The organism is Cytobacillus sp. C11.1 (assembly GCF_058145115.1).
Genome location: NZ_CM176935.1, coordinates 1,200,159 through 1,222,206 on the forward strand (window position 1 = coordinate 1,200,159; position 22,048 = coordinate 1,222,206).

The window sequence follows — 22,048 nt, forward strand, 5'->3', positions numbered from 1 at the left end:
TTATTAAAATGATCAATATCAAGAGATATCTAAGATAGGATGAATAAAGTGAATCTGCTAAAAAAGGCATTTTTTAGGATTGGTAGGATTTTAACGGGGAAAAAGGGGATATATGGTGAAATTCGCGGGAAGGGAAATACATTCGCAAAAGGAGTATTTGTTGAAGAAGTTGCTTTCATCGGCAGCTATAATTATTTTGGCCCTTATACCATGCTTAATAACGGGAGAGTCGGGAACTATTGCTCAATAGGTCCGGGGGTTAAAATAGGGCAGGGAAACCATAGCCTATCTTATGTTACTACCTATCAGAAAATCAGTGGAGAGTTAGTAGGGCATTCTCTAAAAACAACACCAGCAGAAATCGGAAATGACGTTTGGTGCGGAGCCAATGCAGTGATTATGCAAGGTGTAAAAATTGGTGATGGGGCTGTAATAGGTGCCAATGCTGTAGTAACTCATGATATACCTGATTTTGCTGTTGCTGTAGGTATGCCTGCCAGGGTTATCCGATACCGCTTTGACCCTGATACCATTGAATTAATAAAAGAGAGTAATTGGTTTAACCATGATATCAAGCAAGCCAAAAAAGTAATTAAGTCGTTAGAAGATAAAATTCAGCTGAATAAATAATATAGGGAAAGGCTATCTAAATTGGTGCTATATTGTGATATTAGTGTAATAACCAAATGTAAAAGTGTTAAGAAACGAGGATATAGATGAAATTATTACATATAAATTCAAATTATCTATATACGACTCTTCATGAGAAATTAATAGAGTGTCTAATTAAAAAAAATATCGAGAATATAGTATATATGCCGACATCCAGCGGTAAAGATTACGTGATTCAGCCTAAAGAGTATGTCTATCATCCACTTTGTTATAAGAAGAGAGATCGATATTTTTATCACTATAAGCAAAGAAAGATTCTTTATTCATTAAAAAAGACCATAAATATAAGGAATGATTCGTTTGCTTTAATCCATGCACATACTTTATTTACTGATGGGAATATAGCTTACGAGCTTTCAAAGATGTATAACGTCCCATATATTGTGTCTGTACGAAATACAGATGTAAATGGCTTTTTAAAAAAAAGGGTTCTTTTAAGAAACAAAGGGATTGAAATCTTGAAAAATGCCGAAAAGATAGTATTTATGTCAAAGGTATACCAGGATGAAGTGCTAAATAAATATGTGCCTGGCAACCTTCGTGAAACAATTTCCGGAAAAAGTGTTATTATTCCCAATGGAATTGATGAATATTGGCTAAATAATAAATTCTCTCCGAAAGATATTTCTGAAAGAAATTCTATTAAACTCATTTTTGCTGGGAGAATTGATAAAAATAAAAATATTTTAACCACGATAAAATCATGTGAGCTGTTAATTAACAAAGGTCTTGATGTAAAGCTGACAGTAGTTGGGAGAGTGGAGGATAAAAATGAATTCAACAAAATTATCAAATATAATTTTGTTCACTATCTGCCCCAGCAGCCAAAAGAAAAATTAATTCAGCTTTATAGAGAAAATGATATTTTTGTAATGCCATCAATAACGGAAACCTTTGGTTTAGTTTATGCAGAGGCTATTAGCCAGGGGGTACCGGTAATCTATACAAAGGGTCAAGGCTTTGATGAACAGTTTGATGAAGGTGTTATTGGGTATCACGTGAACTGCTATGATCACAGGGAGATTGCAGATAAAATAACTAGCATTATGGAAAATTATAAACAACTATCTGCAAATTGCATCAATTATAGCGATAAATTCAATTGGGAAGCTGTCAGCCAAGAGTTTGATAAAATCTATAAATTAGTGAAAAAATGAAGCCAGTCACTTAGAAATAACTTTTTGATCATTTTGCGGCTCGGTTTTTAAAAAATATGGAAAGAGGGAGCGGGGAAATTGAAAATTTTGTTTGTTACAAACCTTTATCCATATGATGTAAATTTAGAGCAAGATAAAAATACAAAAGCTTTGTTCAATATATCCAAATTATGGGATGAGGATCTGGAAGTAATAAGGCCGCTTTTTTTACCTACAGAATTTAAAGATTTAGTAAAAAAAAAGGTTTATAAGGAAAATAAGGTTTTTGTTAATAATGTTAAAGTTCATGTAGTTCCTATTTGGAAGATACCGAAAAAAAATAATTATTTTTACAAACCTCTTATTAAATATGTGAAGAGGAATCACATGGATCCTGATGTCATTATAACCCATCGATTGCATTGTGCAATTGGGGCTGCAAAGCTTGCAAGAATTTATAATAAACCATTAATCTTAGGGCTGCACTACGCTGATGTTTTGCACCTTCGAAATAGTAATATTAAAAGTAACTATCAAGGATTATTCAAGCAAGCCGCTTTGATTGCTTGCCGTTCTCAGTCAATTCTTAAAGAAGCCATGAAAATTTTTCCGCAATATAAGGAAAAATATTTTATAGCATTTTCAGGTATAGAAAAAAGTATTATAAATCCAGTTGAAGATACCTTAATAAAAATACAAGAGTGGAAGAATAAAGAAAGGCCGATACGATTTATTACAGCGGCAACCTTGAAAAAACTAAAAAATATAGATATTAATCTAAGGTCATTATCCAGGCTGGACAAATCATTAGCATGGGAGTATTACATTCTTGGCGACGGACCTGAAAGAGCTTTTTTAGAAAATCTTGTTTTTGAGCTTGGAATAACGGAAAGAGTATTTTTTTTAGGAAAGAAGACCCGTAAAGAAGTCCTTGCCTATATGGAGAAAAGCGATGTGTTTGTAATGGTCAGTGAACCGGAAACATTTGGACTTTCTTATATTGAAGCTATGGCAAAAGGATGTATTGTAATTGGAGCTTTCAATAATGGAATAGATGGTGTAGTACAGGACGGTCAGAATGGCTTTTTGTGTACACCTCGCTCTATAGAAGAGGCTGTAGATAAAATGGAAGGTATTGTCGAGATGGATATCGGGAAGCTAACGGATTTAACTATTAATATTAACCAAACCATCATCAATTTTACTGAAGATAAAGCTGCTCAATCCTATCTTGAAAAAGTAAAGGCATGTATGTAACAACATGTCCTCGGTTTATTTTCATTTCAAGCAAGTATTTTTAGTTCCTTTGTTAAGAGTGTGTTATAACTGCTTACGGCAAATAAGTCGGTTATGCTAAGGAGAATTTAAAGAATGAAAGCTTTAATAATAGGTGACTGTAATTCCATTCACATTGTAAACTTTTTACGAGTTGTCCTAGAGGACATGGATAATATGGAAATTACTTTATTTGATTTAAAGTCACAGGAAGTTACAAATAAAGATGCACAAGAATACTATGAAAAAAACAATATAAAAGTAGTTTTAAATAATGGGTTGAACGAGCTTGTTAAGGGCTCACTAATCATAAAAATACCGAAGCTGCGAGTGATTGCTCATATTAAACAATTGAATAGAAAAATAAGAAGCTTAGGGTCTTTTAACTATTGCTTTATTCATTTCATTGATATTACCAAATCAAAACTGGTTATTCAAAATAAGGATCTCTATAACAAGATAATCCCTGTGTTTTGGGGGAGCGACTTGCTGCGAAACGAAAAACTCGATTTAGCCAGCTATAGGCAGTTATTCAAAATGTCTCATAAGATCGTATTAAATACTGAAAATATGAAAAAGTTCTTTAATAAAGCATTTAATACAGAGTTTGACAGTAAGGTTGAGGTAATAAAGTTTCCAATTATGTCTTTTGAGAAAATTGATCATCTTCAAGAAACAAGTGATACAGATTCCTTAAAAAAAGACTTTGGACTTCCACGGGATAGACTGCTTGTCATTTGTGGTCACACTGGGACAAAACAAGAACAATATGAAAAAATGATTGAATCATTGTCGAAATGTAATGATGAAGTAAAAGAGAAATGCTATTTTCTTTTTTTGATGACCTATGGACCTTCGAATTTAAAAGAATATCAGAGGGAAATTAAGAATTTGCTAAAAAAATCTGACCTGGATGGTGCTGTATTAAGTGATTACATGATACAAGAAAAAATTCTAAAGTTATTTATATGTAGTGACATTTATATTACCACCATTACAACTGATGCCTTTTCTGGGGTTATGCAAGAGAACTTATATTCCGGGGCCATGATGATTTACGGGAAGTGGTTAAATTATTATGAAATAGAGAATAGCGGGATTGTCGCCCAATCTATAGATGATATAAATAAAGTATCTGATTCTCTGGAAAAAGTCGTAAGGAATTATGAAGAAATTTTGCCGAGGCTGAAAACGAATAGGGATTTAATTCTAAATATTTCATCTCCAAAAAGAATAAAAGAGTTATGGGCAAAAGGAATTTTGTAGGTTAACATATGCTTTAAGAGTTATTGATAAAAGTAGAAAAGAGGATCATTTTGCAAAGTCAACAGGATGTAAAAAAACAAGTTTTCTCTGGACTCTTTTGGAAGTTTATGGAGCGCGGAGGAACCCAAGGAATACAGTTTATAGTTCAAATAATTCTTGCACGTCTTCTTTTACCTAAGGATTACGGTATAGTAGCTCTCATTACCATATTTATTACATTGGCTAACGTTTTTGTTCAAAGTGGCTTTAATACTGCACTTATTCAGAAGAAAAGCACAGATGAATCAGATTATTCTTCAGTGTTTTATTTGAGCTTTATCGTTGCAGGTCTTCTATATACTTTAATCTTCTTTACTTCACCGCTTATAGCCAATTTCTATGAAGAACCACAGCTTATACCAGTCCTAAGGGTCATGGCCATTACTCTTTTCTTTGGAGCTATTAACTCTATTCAAACGGCAATTGTTTCTCGCAATATGCAGTTCAGAAAGTTATTTTTTAGCAGTTTAGGAGCTATTATAAGTTCCGGAACCATCGGTATTATAATGGCCTACATGGGATTTGGTGTATGGGCACTGGTTGTACAGCAACTAGTATACAATGCCATGACTGCATTGATTCTTTGGTTTACAGTTAAATGGAGACCAAAACTGATTTTTTCATTAAAAAAATTAAAAGGTTTATTTTCATATGGATGGAAACTGCTTGTGTCAACCTTAATAGGAAACTTATATATGAATTTAGAAAGCCTTATTATCGGTAAACTATACAGTGCTGAGATATTAGGGTTTTTCAATAGAGGTAAACAGTTTCCAACTCTAATTGTGTCAAATATTGACGGACCTATACAATCTGTAATGCTTCCAGCCTATTCGAAACAGCAAGACAATAAAAGAAGAGTAAAAGATATGGTGAGGATATTCAATCGTAACAAGTTCCTTTATTACCTTTCCGTTAATGGTCGGACTTGCCATTATAGCTGAGCCTGTAATAGAACTCTTGTTAACAGATAAATGGCTTCCAAGCGTTCCATTTTTGCAGATTTATTGCGCAGCCTATGCAATGTATCCAATACACACAGCCAATCTGCAGGCTATTAACGCCTTAGGGCGGAGCGATATTTCCTTAAAGTTGGAGCTAATTAAAAAAGGACTGGGGCTTGCTATATTAGGAGCAGCGACTTTCTTTGGCTTATACGCCATTGCCATTGGTACTGTTATAAGTGGGGTTGTTTCTAGCATGATAAACGCTTATCCAAACAAGAAATTGCTTAATTATCATTATAAAGAGCAAATGAAGGATATTATACCTTCATTAATATTGTCTTTAGTTATGGGAGCAGCAGTATATGTATTTCACTTTATTGATTTAAATACAGGAGTGAAACTTATGCTGCAAATAATTGTTGGTTTATTGGTCTATTTGGGACTTGCGCATTTGTTTAAGATAGAATGCTTTCAATATTTAGTTGAAAATTTAAAGCTTTTTGTTAAAAGGAAAAAAAACGCAAAGAGTGCCTGATGATGAAAAATTCCACTTCCGAACAAATTATCATAGGGCCTTCGAACATCTTGAAAAAAGCAATAACTATATAGTATCAAAAAAGGGAATCATACTTTTTTTATCCCGTATTAATGGGGGAGGGTAGTAAGATCCCTATATGAAGACTTTGAGGGAACCATAAAGGATAAGTCGGATTCATTTAACCCTCAGCGGGGCATGAAACCCCCACTGATAGAAGTTTCACTATATGTGCAAGAATCCTATAGAAGGTTAAGAAGGTGAAATGATTGCAATTAAGCAGCAGTGAGAAAAAAAGCTTTTTTATCGAAAACGGGAAAAACAACCTTGATGTTTCGATGGGTTTCTTCTTAATATTTTTTGTCCTATTAATGCGTGGTTTAGAAAGTGAGATGTATATAACGTTTGCTTTTATGTTTATGTGGGCCTATATTGCTTTTTTGACAGATATAGGATCATTCAGTAATGCTCTTAGAAATAAGAACATGTTATTTGTTTATATTTATTTAATATATGTATTTACTATTTCATTTATCCTTGAAGGAATAGTTACCAGTATAGGTTTTCTATTAAGTCAGTTATCTATTTTTATTGGTATATTCATGTTTAACTATTATAAAAGTAAATACAGTATCAAAGGATTTAAAAGATTGTTAGGTATTGTCCTGATTATTTGGGTTTACTATTGTATTAAAGCATTGATCTTCTATAGCAATAATCCGTATGCAGCTCGCCAGATTATATCAGGCAATGGAGATGAATTTGGGGCAGTTACTATAGGTGAGGGATATGGCTTAGCTTTCGGATGTGCAATTCTTGGTGTATATTTTTTTAGTTTAATTAAAGCTGCTAAATATAAAAATAAAGGAATCAATATTATTTCCATTCTAATCACTTTTATTTGTTTTTATATCGGTATGAAAACTGGTTCTACGATAACATTACTTGCAATGATCGCTGGGTTTATCTTTAGTGTGTATTTTAGTATAGGAGTGAAAAAAAGTAAGTCAAACAAAAATTCGTCAATTCGAATCATTATATCGAATATATCTATTCTTATTTTGCTGCTGTTATTAGCTGTTAATTTGAAGAATATTGGGCAATGGCTTATCAGCATTTCCTCATTATTCTCGTCAGACTTACTTGCAAGCCGAATAGAGCAAATAGGAATAAAATTGCTAACGGGTTCAAGTGAAGGCACCCTAGGCGCAAGGGAGCTTTTATATAATAAATCCATTAACACCTTCCTGGAAAATCCTTTATTTGGAACCTCAATAGAATACGGCCTGCGTATGAATCCATTGCTTGGAGGGCATTCTGAATTATTTGATAATATAGCAAAGCTTGGATTGATAGGGATAGTTCCTTTCCTTCTGATCTTTTATGTGTTTATAAAAAATGAAAGAAAAAGTAATTACCATTATACTTCGGGAGCATATATTATAACTTTACTAATAATGTTTATATTAAATCCATTTAATTTTCCCCAAGCATATTTTGTGTTATTCTTCATCATCCCTTCTATCGGTTTATATATCAGTAAAAGCGTTAATGAGTGTGCGGAAAACAATGATTATAAGGTCAGTGCTTTTATTGAATTACAGAAGGGCAGATAATCGCAAGATTATAAATTAAATTAGCAGGTGTTAATTATGAAAAAGAAGATTTCATCGATTCTATTTTATTTATTTGCCGCGTATTTGCCTGGCTCTAATACAAGGCTTGGAAGTTTCAGTAAAAAATTTAGAGGCTATTTATTTAAAAACATAACAGGCAGTACAAGTAAAAATATTAACATTGAAAGAAAAGCAAAATTTTATAGAAATATAGAGTTGGGTGATAACTCAGGGATTGGTGCGAATAGTATTATCCAGGGTCCGACTGTAATAGGGAGAGATGTGATGATGGGACCAGAGGTCTTAATTTACACTTCTCATCATAAAACATCAGACACGTCTATTCCTATGCGTCTGCAAGGTCATACTAGACCTGAAAAAGTTATTATAGGAAATGATATTTGGATCGGTAGAAGAGCTAACATCATGCCTGGTGTAACAGTAGGAGACCATGCAATTATCGGTACCAATGCAATCGTAACAAAAGATGTACCTCCATATGCAGTAGTAGCGGGTGTCCCTGCAAAAGTTATAAAGTTTAGAAACGTAGTAAATGAATAAGTGTACCTATTAGCAAGCCACTTATTTATTAAGGAGGCAGATAAGTGAACTTTGTAAAAGTAAAAAAACAATTATTAAAAATCTATGTTAAATTCTGCGAAAAGACATATAAGCATGAAGGTACAGTATTAAATTTTTTGTTGGCTAAAAGCAGCTCAGATACTTTAATTGTTAGCTTTAGCGGTTTTTCTCCAGGTGGAGCCAAATATAATTACGTAAAAACTCTAAATGGAACAAATACTAATAAACTGTTTATTTTAGATAATTTTGGATTTGACCATTGTGGTTCTTACTACATTGGCAGTAACAATCGTTTTAATGAAGAAAAAGCAACAATAGAGCTTATCCGTAAGTTTAAAAAGACAAACAATATAAAAAAGCTTATTTTTATTGGAACTAGTAAGGGAGGATATGCAAGTCTTTATTTCGGCTTAAAATATCATGCAGATGCTGTTATAATCGGTGCTCCGCAATATTATTTAGGAAGATATGCTTTAGAAAGCGGAAATCCAGATTTGGTAAAATATATAGCTGGAAGAGATACTCAAAAGGATATTGAATATGTAAACGCTCTCTTGCCTAATATTATACAGAAAAGTTCTGGAATTAAGACTAAAGTTTATTTACAGTATTCAAACCAGGAATACACCTACAAAGCCCATATAAAAGATTTGGTCAAGGATTTGGAGCAAAATAACATAGATGCAACTTTCGAAGTTCTAGATTATAAAAACCACTCGGATGTAGCGCTTTATTTTCCTGCATTTTTATTAAAGACTTTAAAAGATTTATTATAATTCATTATTCATTTGGATAAGTAAAAAATCAAGTCTAGGATCCGGATCCTAGACTTGATTTTTTATTTATAGCTATTTTCATAACATAAAATGCGGTTTTGTACACTTAAATTATTAATCCCGAATTACGGGCAGGATCCACTTCAAGAGTTGGGGAGCCAAAGATAATTCTAAGTAGGGGATGAAAATAACCACAATTGATGGAAGTTTCACTTTATCTTTTCTGCAGTGTGTAAATATGCAGCAATACTAAATAAGTTTCCATTAGTAGGATTTCCTCTTAAATATAACTCTATATAAACATTATTTAATTCATTAAATACTTCCCTATTATAAAGACCCAAAAAGGACAATCTTAAAATATCATAATAATAAGGGTTTTCGTCTTCATTAAAGTAAAGCTTTTTTTCATGGGGTCTATTATGAATGTTTTTTCTTATTTGAGGCGGATTACCATCCTTTATCATTTTTTCAATAATTTTTGATATTCTCCTAAAGTCCTTATCAGATAAAATATTAAAGTCAGCTTCTTCATGGAGGATAAATAAACTATAAATAGTTAATGTGGCATGACTAATATCCTCCCAAGGAAAATTACCCTTTTCATTTTCCCAATAACTCCAATAATAAGAGTCATAATAAGAGTCATATTTCAACAAGGTATTTTTAAAATAGTTCAAGCTCATTTCGATTTTTTGTGTATATTGCTTATCATTAGTCAGTTTATCATAAAGCCCGCACGCTGCCAGATATGTTAAAATCCTATTTGGAACCCCTATTTTATTTGCCTCAGATACGTAAGGTTCCCCGTATGGATGCCCTTTATAAAATCCTTCATCTTCGGAAAAATTTACCCATAAATCTTTGTTATTGTGAATGGCTAAAGCCTTTCCGCTTTCTAATAAGAAACTGGTTGCTACCTTATTATATTTAATTAAATTGTACTTCTCTACTATATCTACAAATCTTAAGATTGGGAGAACAATCATTCCAGTGTGGACAGGGTAAGTATAATTGAATCTTCCTGATGTATAACGAGCACGGTCTGACCAAGCGGGTAAGGATAGTCCTGAATATGAAAAGCTCTCAATTCCCAGTTTTTCATCTGTATGATTCAGAATATACTGTGCCTGTGGAATAAACAACTCTAAATATTTTTCCTGTCCAGTTGCGTGATACATGTCAATTAGAGAATTGGCAGTATAGCCCCATCCCCATGCATATTCATTAGCGCTAAATTTTCTTTTTTCATTAGGAGGGAATTCTTCTATTGACCAATTTGATTGTTGAAAATACCATTCATCGTATAACCCTTTGGTGATAATTTCGTTTGGGTTTAATCCATCTGTTGCCTTTATTTGAAACAATCCTAAATGCATAATTAAAGTGATCGAAAATACTAGGATGAATTTTCTTAATATCATGGTTGCTCCTTTTATTATTTATACTTTGCTAAGTGAATAATGAGGAGTTTAGTGTTGTTAGTGAAAAAATATTAGTAAAGTCTAAATACTTACTGCTACTGTTTCTCTTTCTCTTCCTGGAAACCCGTAGGGGAGTTTATGTATTTCTTAACCGTTTTAGTGTCCACTCCCTCCCATTTGGTACATATCCTTGATCATAAAGTATTCCTCTCTAGTCTTCACGAACCATAGCTCATCTCAACAACTATGGTTCTATTTTAGATGAGGAATTTTATTCCGGCTATAATGGGGATTTAACATCCACTTTCACAATATTATTTATGGATTAAGTTTTTTTTCGTTTCCTAATTACTGCTTTTACATCCATCTCTTTCATCAAACGATACACCATAATGGAACTGACAAGAATGTTGTATTGGTTTTCCTCTCGATTGTAATTCTGCGGCAACCAAAAACGCCTTTTCGGTTATTTTAAATCTCCTTAATTAACTTTTTTAATCTTACTAATTTTTCTGCTTCAACTTGCTTTTTTGATCCCTTTTATTTTATTTATAATAACTAAAAGGCACTACACTTAGTATACGGCATGATTTTACAAAAGAATATTTATCCTTTAATTTCATTGATGGTCAGATATTTACATATAACTCCCTGTTTAGATTGTTTAAATACTTTTTTAAATTTTATTCTCCATTTCTAGTTCTTTGATCCGTGCGTCTTTGTCCATAGCAGTTAAAAATATAGCCACCTGCCAACAGTATATCTAGTTCTGTAATAAAGATTCTTTATAGCGATAACTATCGCCGTTGAAAACTACCAGATGAGAATGATGGATCAGTCGGTCAATGACTGCTTCCGTCAAGATGGGATCGCCAAAAACATGGTTCCATTGACCGAACTGAAGATTAGTGGTAATAATGATGCTTTTTGCCTCATAACACATTGAAATATCTTGGAATAATAACTCTCCACCTTGTTTATGTAGAGGAATGTAACCCGGCTCATCGAGAATTAATAAATCCAGCTTTTCAAGTTGCTTGAATAATTTCGGCAGAGTGCCTTTTTCATTCGCCTCAAGAAGCCTATTTACTAATCCTGCCACTGTGTAGAACTTTACCGATTTGCCAAACTTATGTATGGCATTCAAGCCGATTAGCGTAGCTAGGTAGGTTGTTTGCCGACTCCTACTCCTCCGTAGAAAATAAAATTCTCTTGCTTTTCCATGAACTCTCCATTTAAAAGGTTGTCCTTTGTCATTCCTGGCGGAACCTGAACCTCATTCCAATCAAACGGTTTTCCTTTCAGCGTTGGAAGGGTAGCCTGGGTTAACAGGAGATTTAGCCTGCGCTCTTCACGCTGCCGGATTTCGGCTTCAAAAAGTTTGAGTAAATACTCTTGGTTACTCGACGCTTCTACTTCATCAAAATGCTCTTTGATCCAACTCAGCTTTAACCGTTTAGCATAAGACTTTATTTGGTCATTCATTATGCATCCACCTCTTTATGGAGTTGGTCATAATCATCTAAGCCTCGCGTTGCTTCCGGCAGTTGAGGCAGCGACCTTTTAGACCTTAGGTCACTTCTGATTCCACGGCCGTTAATAAGTTGATAGAATACTTGTTTAATCGCATCTACGGAAGGATGCCCATGTTCAGAAGCGATGACCAGGGCTTTGGTAATAACGCTGAAATCGTGATCCTTTAAGATCGTCGATAATAGTTTCAGTGCCTCTGGCTTTTCAGCTACAGTACAGGATCCAAAATAGTTCTTCAGGAAGTCGGGTGCCTGCCCCCACATACTTTAAAGTATTAAAGGGTAGGAAAAATAGTAAAATACGGTGCTGGTTTTAATAATGGCACCGTATTTCCCTTGGTGTATGAAATTTAATTCAAAAGATCTTCATAGAAAAAAGGAAATCCTTTTGCTATTTCTTTGTATGTGCCTGCTGTTATTAGTAAATCTTCGTTACTATCATAGCATTCTTGATGTGAAAGGGTATAACTGAAATCTAATAGCACGTATTCAGATTCTTTAATTCTTCTTTTACATGTAGGACATAAAACTTCAGAAAGCTGGATTGACATTTATAAAGTACCTCCTTTCAGCTATATATAATAGTCTAAAAGGAAGGTGCCAGCTACCTGTATTCTTTAAGATTGCCTTTATTGACAAATGTGAACGCTAAACTAGAATCAACAGTTTTCAACAATTAACTACTTGACGGTTACATAGGGTTATTAACTAAAAGAAAAAGCCTTTTTTCTTTTTTAGAAAAGAATAGCGTGAATAGACTATTGACTCATAAATTGGATGGTAGTGACCCAATCCAGTGAATACTTATTCGCTTTTGAACTCTACTTAAAAAGATCTTTTTTACTCATTCCAGTAGATTCCCTATTATCATATATTACATGGTAACGCTGGTAGTCTCTTTCTCTTCTTTCTTCACAGCTATTGGCCCACTATTTTGAGATCCTAATATCACCCCAGAACCAATGAAGAGAAACCCTATAATTTGTAAAACCAAGATAGGCTCATCCAATACCAATACTGAAGTAATGGCTGCAACTAGGGGAATTCCGTTCATAAAAATGGCGCATTGACCGGGACCAAGGATGCTAATTCCTCGATTCCACAGCATATTTCCTATCCCTGTAGGAAATACACCGACATAGATCAGCATTACCCAGAGTAATAAACTCGTAGGCAACTCACTCCAACCTTTCATCGTTTGTTCCCAGATCACCATGGGGAAGTAACAGATTGAAGAAAGGGAGTAGGCGTACAAACTGATGATTGCCGGTGGAAACTTTATGTCAGTTGCTTTTTTTATAAATATGAAGCTAACACTAAAAGTTAGTAAGGCTCCAACGATATACAAATCACCAATGTTAAAAGATAAATTAATTAAGTTTGTGATTGCCCCTTCCAAGACTACCAGCGAAACACCAAAAAAGCCAAGACTAATACCAAGCATTTGCTTCCAGTGTAAAGGAACACTAAAGATCAAATACGAAATCAAGGCAGTTGCTAAAGGGGTTAATCCCATGATGAGTGAGGCATTGGTGGCTAACGTATATTTTAGCCCCATTTGAAAGAAAGCATTGTTAATAACAACACCAATAACAGAAGCACCTAAAACATAACCCCACACCTTCTTATTTCCTGGCACAATAAAAAGGAATTTTCGAACAACCCAAATCAGCGCAATAGCAGCAAAAAGGTTCCGAAAGAATAATAAAGTCCAAAAAGAGAAACTTTCAAGCAATATTTTTGTAATGACGAAATTGCTTCCCCACATTAAGATTACGAGTAACAAAATCCATTTTATGCGTGTTTGATTCAAATTTTCATCTTCTTTCAACGTTAGTCTATTTACATCTATTTCACCCAACATCAATACTTTTTAGACATTTTTAAGAATTATTAAATCACAGTAATTTAGCTGGCGCTAAATCTCTTGGCAAAAGTGATTGTTCTTCTAATATTAATACTTGTTGTAATGGAAATAAACAATAAATTTAGAATATAGGTGGTTCTACGCCAGGAATGAATAAGTTTAATTGGCAAGATAGGGGGGAAATAATATCCTTCCTATTTTTACAACCATAAGAAAAAGAGAAGAAGCAGCCAGAAAAAGGCAGTACGAGCGGTATGGAAGAGAAATAGGCAACAGCAGAGTATCCTATGACACACTATTGAAAACAAGCCCCTTAACACCTGAATAGCAGCGGACTCTGGAGCAGTTCTCCTATAAAAAGGAGTTGAGCAATCGCACCCAGATTAAAATTATTCGTTTAGCACGGACCATATCGGATTTGCAGGAGAGTGTAGGGATTACAGATCAAAGTTTATGGGAGGCCGTTAAGTTGAATAGTTTGGTTGAGAAGAATGTAACTCGAAAAAAGGTGAATGGCAGTTAACTAAAATAAAATCAAGAATAATAAATAAGTAATTAAAAGCCAAGGGAATGAATCCCTTGACTTTCAACATTACTTGCTCGGAATAATTGGTAATATGATATGTGATGGGTGTTCCGAGTCGTGATAGATCATATTTTCTGCAATGATGGTTTCAGAGTCCGTTCCCCACTTGTTTCCTGTATTAGGGTTATTATCAAAGCGTGGGTAATTACTGCTTGAAACGTCAACACGAATACGGTTGCCTTTGTTAAATATATTACTGGTGGTGCCTAAATCAATGGTAAATTCATAGATTTCACCAGGATTTAATAGTGTCTCTTTTTCCCGGGATTCACGGTATCTCGCCCGGATAATGCTATCCTGAATAATAATGGATTTTCCATCCGGGGAGACCTCGGTTAGTTTTACAGCAAAATCTGTATCTTTTGCAGAAGAGGATGCCCATAGCTTCACTTCAATTGGGCCCGTTACTTCCGTATCCTCTTTAAGTGCATCAGTTGTAAAGGTTAATACACCCTGCTCAATTTCCTGCTGGTCTTGTGGGCCGCGTTTTGGAGCTGGAGTTGTTCCAGATAAATTTCCTCCGACTGTTTCAACAGGGTTATCAGGATCATAAGTATAGGCATCAGGTTTTTCGTTTGCTTTAGGTTTTTCAGGAGACAGTACCCCGTCATTTAAGGAATCAATGGTTCCTGACTTCCCATCTCGCAGGTAATACTTCGTGTACTCAGTACGCGCTAATGGCCACTCCTTCTCTGTGCGCCAGTATCCGCTATTTTCTTCATCCATCACATACAATTTTACAGGGTCTTCGTTCATGACACCGTTTTCAATTCCTTTTAGCCAATAATCAAACCAGCGCAGCTGCTCCAGGCGCCAATTTTCAGTTCCATTTGCTCCACTATGAACATCGCTTAAATCTGCTTCTGGAAATACATCTTCTCCTACGTCTTTAGTCGGATATCCATGTGTCCAAGGGCCAATCATCAGCTTCTGGCTTTCACGGATATTAACTGGTTTTCCTATTGTTTTTAACTTTCTTTTCTCAGGACCATTTTCAGTGATTCCTATATAGTTGTTTGAGGTTCCGCTAAGTAAAATATCATACCAGCCGCCAACATGGTAAGTCGGCACTGGCCAGGAATCATGCCACTCCTGGGGAGAAATCTGTTTCCAATAAGGTCCATACTCAGGGTTTTGGAGTGCTTCTTGCCACCAGCCCTGGAGTTCATTTAATAGGGTGATTCCGTTTCTTGGGGTATAATTTAACAGCTCCTGGTAGTTTACATTTGTCAATTGCTCCTGATAATAAGTATTTCCATTTTGTTCATCCATGCGTCTTGCTGTATCGTGCGATTGCCCTAAAGTCCAAGAGAGATAGCGGTCCAGCTGCATGGCTCCGCCTGTAAAGAATACTTCCTCGGCGAAATTGCTCGCTCCTTCCAGTGGAATCATAGTAACAAGGTGCGGCGGTTTTGATTTAGCTAATACGTATTGGGTATAAGCCATATACGAAAGACCCATTGTCCCGACTTTCCCATTGCTAAACTCTTGTGCTGCAGCCCATTCGATAAGATCATACCCATCATTTGCGTCATCAAAGATAAAATCCCATTCTCCTTCTGATTTGAACCTTCCTCTAGTATCCTGTACAACAACAGCATAACCCTTTTGGGCAAAGAAAGGTCCCTCTGCCCCGCCATAAGTATCCTTGTTATAAGGAGTCCTTAAAACAAGAGTGGGAAAACCTTGCTTCTCCTCTTTTTTGCTCGTAGGAGCTGGTAAGTATAGATCTGTTGAAAGCTTCACTCCGTCTCTCATCTCAACCATAACATCTCTCACTACTTGATAATCATAATCCTCGCCATTTTTCACTTGCTTACCTGATACTAATCCTGTAAAAAGAGACATGACCAGGACAGTAGTCAGCAGCAAAGAAAAAAGTACCCTTAACTTCCCTTTCATTCACAACCCTCCAGATAATTTAGAATATTCAAACATTTATAATTGTATCCATGCAGGAATTTTTTGTAAATGGACTGAATTTCCTATATACGCTATCGTTTCTGTGAGATATGCCTTAATCCTATATCAAATTTGCTGGGGATGTTGGGGAATTCAGATTTAAATATATGGGTGGCAAGGAAGTGGAATAGTTTTTTGCAAGGCAAGTTGTATGTGGAGAATGAATATAGAATGCTTGTAAACGATCATTTCAAATACCCTTTACCAGAATTCAACTAATCGTAATAATTTTCAAATATATATTGAAATTTCTGAATATATATATTATTCTAATTATGTTGATTGTCGACAAAAGACATTTGATTCCATGAAAAGTGAGGAAAAAGGAGGGGTTCTAGTTGGATGTATATAAAAATTTAGAAGAATTAGAAATTACACTTCCAGATGCTTATAAACCTGTAGCAGAATATGTTCCTGCCAAGACTTTTTTAGGTAAGCTTGTTTATACTTCAGGACAAGATGCCAGAAAAGATGGGGTGCTACTCTACAAAGGTAAAGTAGGAGGAGAAATTGGTCTTACAATTGAACAAGGTTATGATGCTGCAAGACAAACGATGATAAATTGTCTAGCAGTATTACATCAAGAGATTGGAAATTTAAATAAAGTGAAGCAAGTTGTAAAAGTATTAGGATTTGTAAATTCTGCGGATGGTTTTGTGGAACAGCCGTATGTCATGAATGGAGCTTCTGAATTACTTGTACAGGTGTTTGGTGAAAAAGGTAGACATGCCCGGAGTGCATTGTCTTCAAACGAATTACCATTTGATACTCCAGTGGAAATTGAAATGATTGTGGAACTAGAATAGTAAATTAAAAGAATAATATATTGGAGTAGAAAATATCAATGAGTAAAGTACAATCCGTTGATAGAGCATTAGATATACTTAATATACTTACACAATATCCAAATGGAATTGGAGTTACTGAACTTTCACATAAGTTAGGTGTTGCGAAAAGCACTACCTTCAGATTACTTCATACATTACTAAAACAAAATTTCGTTATGAAGGACGCACTAACAGATAATTATAAGTTAGGTACTCAAATTCTATATATTTCAAATTTTGTACTTGAAAACTTTAATATCAGAGATATTGCTAAGAAGAAAATCGAAGAACTATCACGTGTAACAAATGAAGCAGTACACTTATGTGTTCATGATCGTAGTGAGGTTGTTTATGCTGACAAAGTTGAGTCAAACCAGACAATAAGAATGCATTCTAGGATTGGGAAAAGAGCACTCATGCATTGTACAGCAGTAGGTAAAGCAATCCTGGCATTTTTGGATGAAAAAGATGTAGTAGACATTTTAATATCCAAAGGAATGGAAGCATATACAAAAAACACTATTACGGACATCGAACATATGAAAAGGGAATTAGAGACGATTCGAAAAAATGGCTATTCTATTGATAATGTAGAGAATGAAGATGGAATCAGATGTATAGCTTCACCAGTTTTTAATCACAATCAAGTGCCAATTGCTGCAATCAGTATATCTGGACCTGAATCTAGAATTACAATGGATAGAATTAATTCTGAATTAATCGATTTCATTACGAAAACATCTCAACAGATTTCAAAAGAATTAGGCGCTTAAAGTAGGCCTGATTGTTATCTTATACCAAATATGCGGAACATCGTTCCACTATAAGAAACAGGAATTTTTATTAGTTAAAAGTTATAACAATATTCCTCAAAAAGGGAACCTATTTATTAATATCAAAGTTGAAACCGTACCTACATTAAAGTAACCAATATATTTTTTTATAAAAAACACATGGAACAGTGTTCCGTATTCAGGAACAAAGGGGAGGAAATACAATGAAAAAGTTTTTATTGCTAATAATAACGATGTTCGTAGTAGTGTTTGCTGCAGCTTGTAGTAGTAATACAAGTAGTTCAGATAATACAGATAAGTCAGATGGTAAAGCATCAAGCTCGGGGTCAGGCTACCAAGGTGAATCCTATGAATGGAAAATTGGATTTAACACACCTGAAGATTCTGTGCGTGGGGTAGCAGCTCAAAAGTTTAAAGAAGTTTTAGAAGAAAAGACGGATGGAAAAGTTACAGTAAAACTATTTGCTGGTGAAATTTTAGGTTCTGAGCAAGAAATGCTAGAGCAAGTTCGTTCAGGAGCATTAGATATGCAGCTTTCTGGTGGTGGCGGTATGCAAAATATTGTCCCAGAATATGCAGTTTTAGCTCTTCCCTTTATGGTTGAAAACTACGAAGAAGCATATGCAGTTTTAGATGGCGAAATTGGAGATGAGCTCAAAGAAAAGGCAGCAGCGAAAGGATATAAAGTATTAGCACATACAGACCTGGGTTTTGCCCAAATTACAAATAGTAAACGTCCAGTAAAATCACCAGAGGATTTAGAAGGATTAAAGATTCGAAGCCCACAAGAACCAACTTCTGTAGAAACCTTCACTCAGCTTGGCGCTTCTGTTACAACAATGGCATTTACTGAGGTTTACATGGGATTACAGCAAAATGTAATTGATGGTCAATTCAACCCATTAGATGCAATCTATGAAAACAAATTCCATGAAGTTCAAGAACACCTGACAATGACAAACCATTTTTATTACCATGTTAACTTTATTATGAATAATAGCTTATATGAGGGGTTAGATCCTGAGCTGCAAGCAATTGTAGATGAAGCAGCGAAAGCAGCACAGGAGGCATCTCGCGAATATACACAAAAGAAAAACGGCGAAATGCTGGATGTTTTATCATCTGAACTAGAAATTGTTAAGGAGCCAGATTTAGAAGCATTTAGATCAAAAATTGATTATGCACCATTCTACGAATTTGTTGGTCAAGAATTCTTGGAAAAAACACAAAAATTTATTGAAGATTACCGAAATAAGTAAAGCTTGTTTTAGCCGGGTGGATGTTTCATCCGGTTAAGCACTTTTTTAGGGGGGAAGAAGATGGGTTTAAAAAAACTTCAAGATTATGCACTTAAATCTATCACCGGCGTATCTAATGTCTTTCTAGTGACCTTGACAATTATTGTAACAATGGAAGTAATTGCGAGAAAACTCTTTGATCATTCATTTACATTTGTTAGTGCATTAACAGCATTTGTTTTCCCGTGGCTGGTGTTCTTGGCCATTATCAGTGTTACAAAATACAATGATCATATTGGCGTTCAGTTTTTTCTTGAAAAGTTCAAGGATCCTTATAAAAAAATAGCCCTTATTTTTAATAGGGTTATCATGCTATTTTTTTCATTATTTATGCTTATGTCAAGCTATGAATTGACAGAAGGTGTCGTGGATATACTGGTTCCGATTTTAAACATATCACGTGCATGGTTATATGGCTCTATGGTCGTATCTTTTCTTGGAACTTCTATCGTATTGATTTTTCAAATTATTTCGATAATAAAAAATGGTTATGTCATAAAAAGTGAGTATGAAGGAGTTGATAATAATGATTTGGGTCATGGTGCTTAGCTTTTTTGTCTTAATAATTCTGGGAACTCCCATAGCCTTTGCGATGGGTGCATCCTCTCTCTTTTTTATATTAGTCGAAGGTATTCCTCTTTCGACAATGGCTCAACGGTTCTTCTCAAATACTCAATCCTTTGCATTTTTAGCAGTACCCTTCTTCATTCTTGCAGGAAACTTGATGGTGCATGGGGATATTGCTAGAAGACTAATTAATGTTGCAAATTCGATGGTAAGGCATCTGCCTGGTGGACTAGGCTGCGTATCTGTTGTAACGAGTATGGGAATGGCCGGGGTTTCAGGATCTTCAGTAGCAGATGCGGCTTCAGTTGGAAGTGTCTTAATCCCAGAAATGAAAAAGAAAGGGTATCCTTCTTCTTTTGCTGTAGCGATTAATGCGACAAGTTCTGTGGTCGGAATTATTATTCCTCCAAGTAGTACGATGATTATCATTGCCTGGTTAGCGAATCTCTCGGTTGCAGAAATGTTTTTGGCAGGTATTATTCCTGGTATTCTTATCGGACTTACATATCTAGCAACAACGATCATTATTTCGTTAAAAAAAGAGTACCCTCGTGAAGAAAGACCAACGATTATGGAGTTGGTTAAGAGCATCACAAGTGCATTTTGGGCATTAATGCTTCCAATCGTTTTATTATCAGTAATTGTTTTTGGTATTGCGACAGCAACTGAAGCGGCAGCGGTAGCAGCAGTTTATGCGTTTATCATTGCATTACTTGTTTATAGAACGTTGAGTTGGAAGGGCTTTTTAGCGGCACTAAAAGAAAGTGTTTATTCAACTACATCTGTTATGATGATCGTTTGCTCTGCTTCTATATTTACTTGGGTTTTAATACAAGAAGGAGTGCCGCAACAATTATCTGAACTATTATTAAGTTTTGGTTTACCAAATTGGGCACTTTTACTGCTTATGGTTTTAGTGATGTTCTTTTTCGGTATGGTAATGGATTTAGTTCCAAACCTGTTTATCTTTATTCCGATTTTCCTGCCAATGGCTATTAATATGGGGATGGATCCTATCCATTTCTGTCTAGTTATGTTATGTACGCTTGCACTTGGGTTATTTACACCTCCTGTAGGTACAACTCTATTTATTTCATGTTATATCGCAAAATTAGATATGGATAAAACTATTAAAGATTTGATCCCATTTGCAATTACTGGGGTTGCAGTGGTTTTACTTATTGCCTATATCCCGGCATTAACGATGTGGATTCCAAGTTTACTTAAATAGGATGAAGGGAATGTGATCTGACTTGATAACACCATACGTAAAGATAGATTTTAACCAAGTTAAAAAAAATATCCATTCAATGGCCGGTTCTTTATCTGAATTTAATATTTCACACCGACCACATGTAAAGCCACATAAAAATGTAGAGTTCGCAAAGCTGCAAATTGAAAGTGGAGCCGTTGGTATAACATGTGCGACGCTAACCGAACTTGAAATCATGGCACAGGGCGGCATTGAAAATATTCTACTGGCAATGCCATTGATTGGAGAAGATCAGTGGGATCGTTTAGGGGATATCTTAAGTAAATATAGCTTTACATTTACGACTTTGGTAGATAGTGAAACAGGACTAAATGGGTTGGCTAAAATAGGTAAAAGAATCAATAAACCAATAAATGTTCTAGTAGACATAGATAGTGGAGGCCACCGGGAAGGGGTGCAGCCTGAAGAAGCAGTCAAATTTGCAAAGAAGGTTCATCAAAATGAGTGGTTAAATTTAAAAGGCTTGTTTACGTATTATGGCCATATCTATCAATATGAGCTAGCAGAACATCCAGAAAAGGCGGCGGAAGAAGCAGCTATTTTACTAGAACAAAAACAGAAATTAGAGCAAGAAGGTATCTCTGTTGAAGTTCTTTCTGGAGGCTCCACTGTTTCTTCCATGCATCCCCGACAATTATCAGGAATTACAGAATCTAGAGCAGGTAACTATATTTTTTACGATATGAATGCTGTTCATTTAGGGATTGTGGATATCGAACAATGTGCATTACGAGTTGTTGCGAAAGTCATTAGTATTCCAACGAAGGGCAGAGCGACAATTGATGCAGGATCAAAGGCAATGACAACAGACGGACCCCTCAGCGGTAATCAGTTTGGATATATTGTGAATAATCCAGAATTAAAGATTACGAAATTAAATGAAGAGCACGGATTTGTCGAATATGACCCGGAGAAAGTGGACGTGAAAATTGGTGATATTGTTGAAATTATTCCGAACCATGCCTGCGTCGTTCCAAATCTATTTAATCAGGTTTTCTTATTCGATGGAGATCGCTTATTGAGATCAATCAATGTGGATGCAAGAGGTCGAAATTATAAATAGGGGATGAAGTG

The 22,048-nt window shown here is 35.1% G+C and carries 19 protein-coding genes and 3 pseudogenes; 17 read left to right on the forward strand and 5 right to left on the reverse strand.

The window, feature by feature from the left end; genetic code table 11:
* Positions 1–48: 48 nt before the first annotated feature.
* From AC3ZVC_RS06015 to AC3ZVC_RS06060, 10 genes and pseudogenes are all read left to right on the forward strand, one after another.
* Positions 49–630, forward strand: a complete 582-nt coding sequence (locus AC3ZVC_RS06015; protein ID WP_490067084.1) for a CatB-related O-acetyltransferase — start codon at positions 49–51, stop codon at positions 628–630.
* Positions 631–716: 86 nt separating this feature from the next.
* On the forward strand, positions 717–1,829 hold the full coding sequence (locus tag AC3ZVC_RS06020) for a glycosyltransferase family 4 protein (RefSeq protein ID WP_490067085.1): 1,113 nt from the start codon (positions 717–719) through the stop codon (positions 1,827–1,829).
* A gap of 78 nt (positions 1,830–1,907) precedes the next feature.
* A complete protein-coding gene (locus AC3ZVC_RS06025) occupies positions 1,908–3,065 on the forward strand; it encodes a glycosyltransferase (RefSeq protein WP_490067087.1) in 1,158 nt (385 codons plus the stop codon).
* Between the two features lie 114 nt (positions 3,066–3,179).
* Complete coding sequence (locus tag AC3ZVC_RS06030) at positions 3,180–4,349, forward strand: hypothetical protein (protein ID WP_490067088.1); 1,170 nt, start codon at positions 3,180–3,182, stop codon at positions 4,347–4,349.
* Positions 4,350–4,399: 50 nt separating this feature from the next.
* Positions 4,400–5,332 (forward strand): lipopolysaccharide biosynthesis protein, encoded by a 933-nt coding sequence (locus AC3ZVC_RS06035; RefSeq protein ID WP_490067089.1) that lies wholly within the window; start codon positions 4,400–4,402, stop codon positions 5,330–5,332.
* Complete coding sequence (locus AC3ZVC_RS06040) at positions 5,307–5,870, forward strand: hypothetical protein (protein WP_490067090.1); 564 nt, start codon at positions 5,307–5,309, stop codon at positions 5,868–5,870. The genes AC3ZVC_RS06035 and AC3ZVC_RS06040 overlap by 26 nt, the downstream gene beginning before the upstream one ends.
* Before the next feature lie 269 nt (positions 5,871–6,139).
* On the forward strand, positions 6,140–7,486 hold the full coding sequence (locus AC3ZVC_RS06045; protein WP_490067091.1) for a hypothetical protein: 1,347 nt from the start codon (positions 6,140–6,142) through the stop codon (positions 7,484–7,486).
* Positions 7,487–7,522: 36 nt separating this feature from the next.
* A pseudogene (locus tag AC3ZVC_RS06050) lies at positions 7,523–7,768 on the forward strand (hypothetical protein); the annotation flags it as partial.
* Between the two features lie 102 nt (positions 7,769–7,870).
* Positions 7,871–8,029 (forward strand): annotated as a pseudogene (locus AC3ZVC_RS06055) (LbetaH domain-containing protein); the annotation flags it as partial.
* Positions 8,030–8,091: 62 nt separating this feature from the next.
* Positions 8,092–8,844 (forward strand): accessory Sec system protein Asp2, encoded by a 753-nt coding sequence (locus tag AC3ZVC_RS06060; RefSeq protein ID WP_490067092.1) that lies wholly within the window; start codon positions 8,092–8,094, stop codon positions 8,842–8,844.
* 209 nt (positions 8,845–9,053) lie between these two features.
* Here the strand turns inward: AC3ZVC_RS06060 and AC3ZVC_RS06065 are convergent, their stop codons facing one another.
* From AC3ZVC_RS06065 to AC3ZVC_RS06080, 4 genes and pseudogenes are all read right to left on the reverse strand, one after another.
* Complete coding sequence (locus AC3ZVC_RS06065; RefSeq protein WP_490067093.1) at positions 9,054–10,268, reverse strand: hypothetical protein; 1,215 nt, start codon at positions 10,266–10,268, stop codon at positions 9,054–9,056.
* Between the two features lie 763 nt (positions 10,269–11,031).
* Positions 11,032–11,753 (reverse strand): annotated as a pseudogene (istB, locus tag AC3ZVC_RS06070) (IS21-like element helper ATPase IstB).
* Between the two features lie 397 nt (positions 11,754–12,150).
* Positions 12,151–12,351 carry a hypothetical protein gene (locus AC3ZVC_RS06075; protein ID WP_490067094.1) on the reverse strand — a complete coding sequence of 67 codons (201 nt, stop codon included), beginning with the start codon at positions 12,349–12,351 and terminating at the stop codon, positions 12,151–12,153.
* A gap of 323 nt (positions 12,352–12,674) precedes the next feature.
* Positions 12,675–13,613: a DMT family transporter gene (locus AC3ZVC_RS06080; protein ID WP_490067096.1), complete on the reverse strand. Its 939-nt coding sequence runs from the start codon at positions 13,611–13,613 to the stop codon at positions 12,675–12,677.
* A 391-nt stretch (positions 13,614–14,004) separates the two neighbouring features.
* Between AC3ZVC_RS06080 and AC3ZVC_RS06085 the strand changes: the two genes are divergently transcribed.
* The gene (locus tag AC3ZVC_RS06085; protein WP_490068850.1) at positions 14,005–14,190 is read left to right on the forward strand and encodes a magnesium chelatase subunit ChlI family protein; all 186 of its coding nucleotides are present in this window, start codon (positions 14,005–14,007) and stop codon (positions 14,188–14,190) included.
* Between the two features lie 69 nt (positions 14,191–14,259).
* On the opposite strand, the gene AC3ZVC_RS06090 is transcribed toward AC3ZVC_RS06085, so the two are convergent.
* Positions 14,260–16,155 carry a CocE/NonD family hydrolase gene (locus AC3ZVC_RS06090; protein ID WP_490067097.1) on the reverse strand — a complete coding sequence of 632 codons (1,896 nt, stop codon included), beginning with the start codon at positions 16,153–16,155 and terminating at the stop codon, positions 14,260–14,262.
* A gap of 398 nt (positions 16,156–16,553) precedes the next feature.
* Here AC3ZVC_RS06090 and AC3ZVC_RS06095 point away from each other — a divergent pair, with 398 nt between their 5' ends.
* The 6 genes from AC3ZVC_RS06095 to AC3ZVC_RS06120 all read left to right on the forward strand — a co-directional run bounded on the left by AC3ZVC_RS06095 (position 16,554) and on the right by AC3ZVC_RS06120 (position 22,037).
* Positions 16,554–17,021, forward strand: coding sequence for a RidA family protein (locus AC3ZVC_RS06095; RefSeq protein ID WP_490067098.1), 468 nt, complete (start codon positions 16,554–16,556; stop codon positions 17,019–17,021).
* A 38-nt stretch (positions 17,022–17,059) separates the two neighbouring features.
* Positions 17,060–17,815, forward strand: coding sequence for an IclR family transcriptional regulator (locus AC3ZVC_RS06100; protein ID WP_490067099.1), 756 nt, complete (start codon positions 17,060–17,062; stop codon positions 17,813–17,815).
* Positions 17,816–18,039: 224 nt separating this feature from the next.
* A complete protein-coding gene (locus AC3ZVC_RS06105) occupies positions 18,040–19,095 on the forward strand; it encodes a TRAP transporter substrate-binding protein (protein ID WP_490067102.1) in 1,056 nt (351 codons plus the stop codon).
* Between the two features lie 60 nt (positions 19,096–19,155).
* On the forward strand, positions 19,156–19,683 hold the full coding sequence (locus tag AC3ZVC_RS06110) for a TRAP transporter small permease (RefSeq protein WP_490067104.1): 528 nt from the start codon (positions 19,156–19,158) through the stop codon (positions 19,681–19,683).
* Positions 19,661–20,932 carry a TRAP transporter large permease gene (locus AC3ZVC_RS06115; RefSeq protein WP_490067107.1) on the forward strand — a complete coding sequence of 424 codons (1,272 nt, stop codon included), beginning with the start codon at positions 19,661–19,663 and terminating at the stop codon, positions 20,930–20,932. The genes AC3ZVC_RS06110 and AC3ZVC_RS06115 overlap by 23 nt, the downstream gene beginning before the upstream one ends.
* Positions 20,933–20,954: 22 nt before the next feature.
* Positions 20,955–22,037, forward strand: coding sequence for an alanine racemase (locus AC3ZVC_RS06120; protein ID WP_490067111.1), 1,083 nt, complete (start codon positions 20,955–20,957; stop codon positions 22,035–22,037).
* The last annotated feature ends 11 nt before the right edge of the window (positions 22,038–22,048 follow it).

Bases quoted from the DNA above. Each gene is read 5' to 3' on its own strand.
- AC3ZVC_RS06020 (WP_490067085.1), top strand. From the start codon at position 717: ATGAAATTATTACATATAAATTCAAATTATCTATATACGACTCTTCAT.
- AC3ZVC_RS06030 (WP_490067088.1), top strand. From the start codon at position 3,180: ATGAAAGCTTTAATAATAGGTGACTGTAATTCCATTCACATTGTAAAC.
- AC3ZVC_RS06040 (WP_490067090.1), top strand. From the start codon at position 5,307: ATGGTCGGACTTGCCATTATAGCTGAGCCTGTAATAGAACTCTTGTTA.
- AC3ZVC_RS06065 (WP_490067093.1), bottom strand. From the start codon at position 10,268: ATGATATTAAGAAAATTCATCCTAGTATTTTCGATCACTTTAATTATG.
- AC3ZVC_RS06075 (WP_490067094.1), bottom strand. From the start codon at position 12,351: ATGTCAATCCAGCTTTCTGAAGTTTTATGTCCTACATGTAAAAGAAGA.
- AC3ZVC_RS06090 (WP_490067097.1), bottom strand. From the start codon at position 16,155: ATGAAAGGGAAGTTAAGGGTACTTTTTTCTTTGCTGCTGACTACTGTC.
- AC3ZVC_RS06100 (WP_490067099.1), top strand. From the start codon at position 17,060: ATGAGTAAAGTACAATCCGTTGATAGAGCATTAGATATACTTAATATA.
- AC3ZVC_RS06105 (WP_490067102.1), top strand. From the start codon at position 18,040: ATGAAAAAGTTTTTATTGCTAATAATAACGATGTTCGTAGTAGTGTTT.
- AC3ZVC_RS06110 (WP_490067104.1), top strand. From the start codon at position 19,156: ATGGGTTTAAAAAAACTTCAAGATTATGCACTTAAATCTATCACCGGC.
- AC3ZVC_RS06115 (WP_490067107.1), top strand. From the start codon at position 19,661: ATGATTTGGGTCATGGTGCTTAGCTTTTTTGTCTTAATAATTCTGGGA.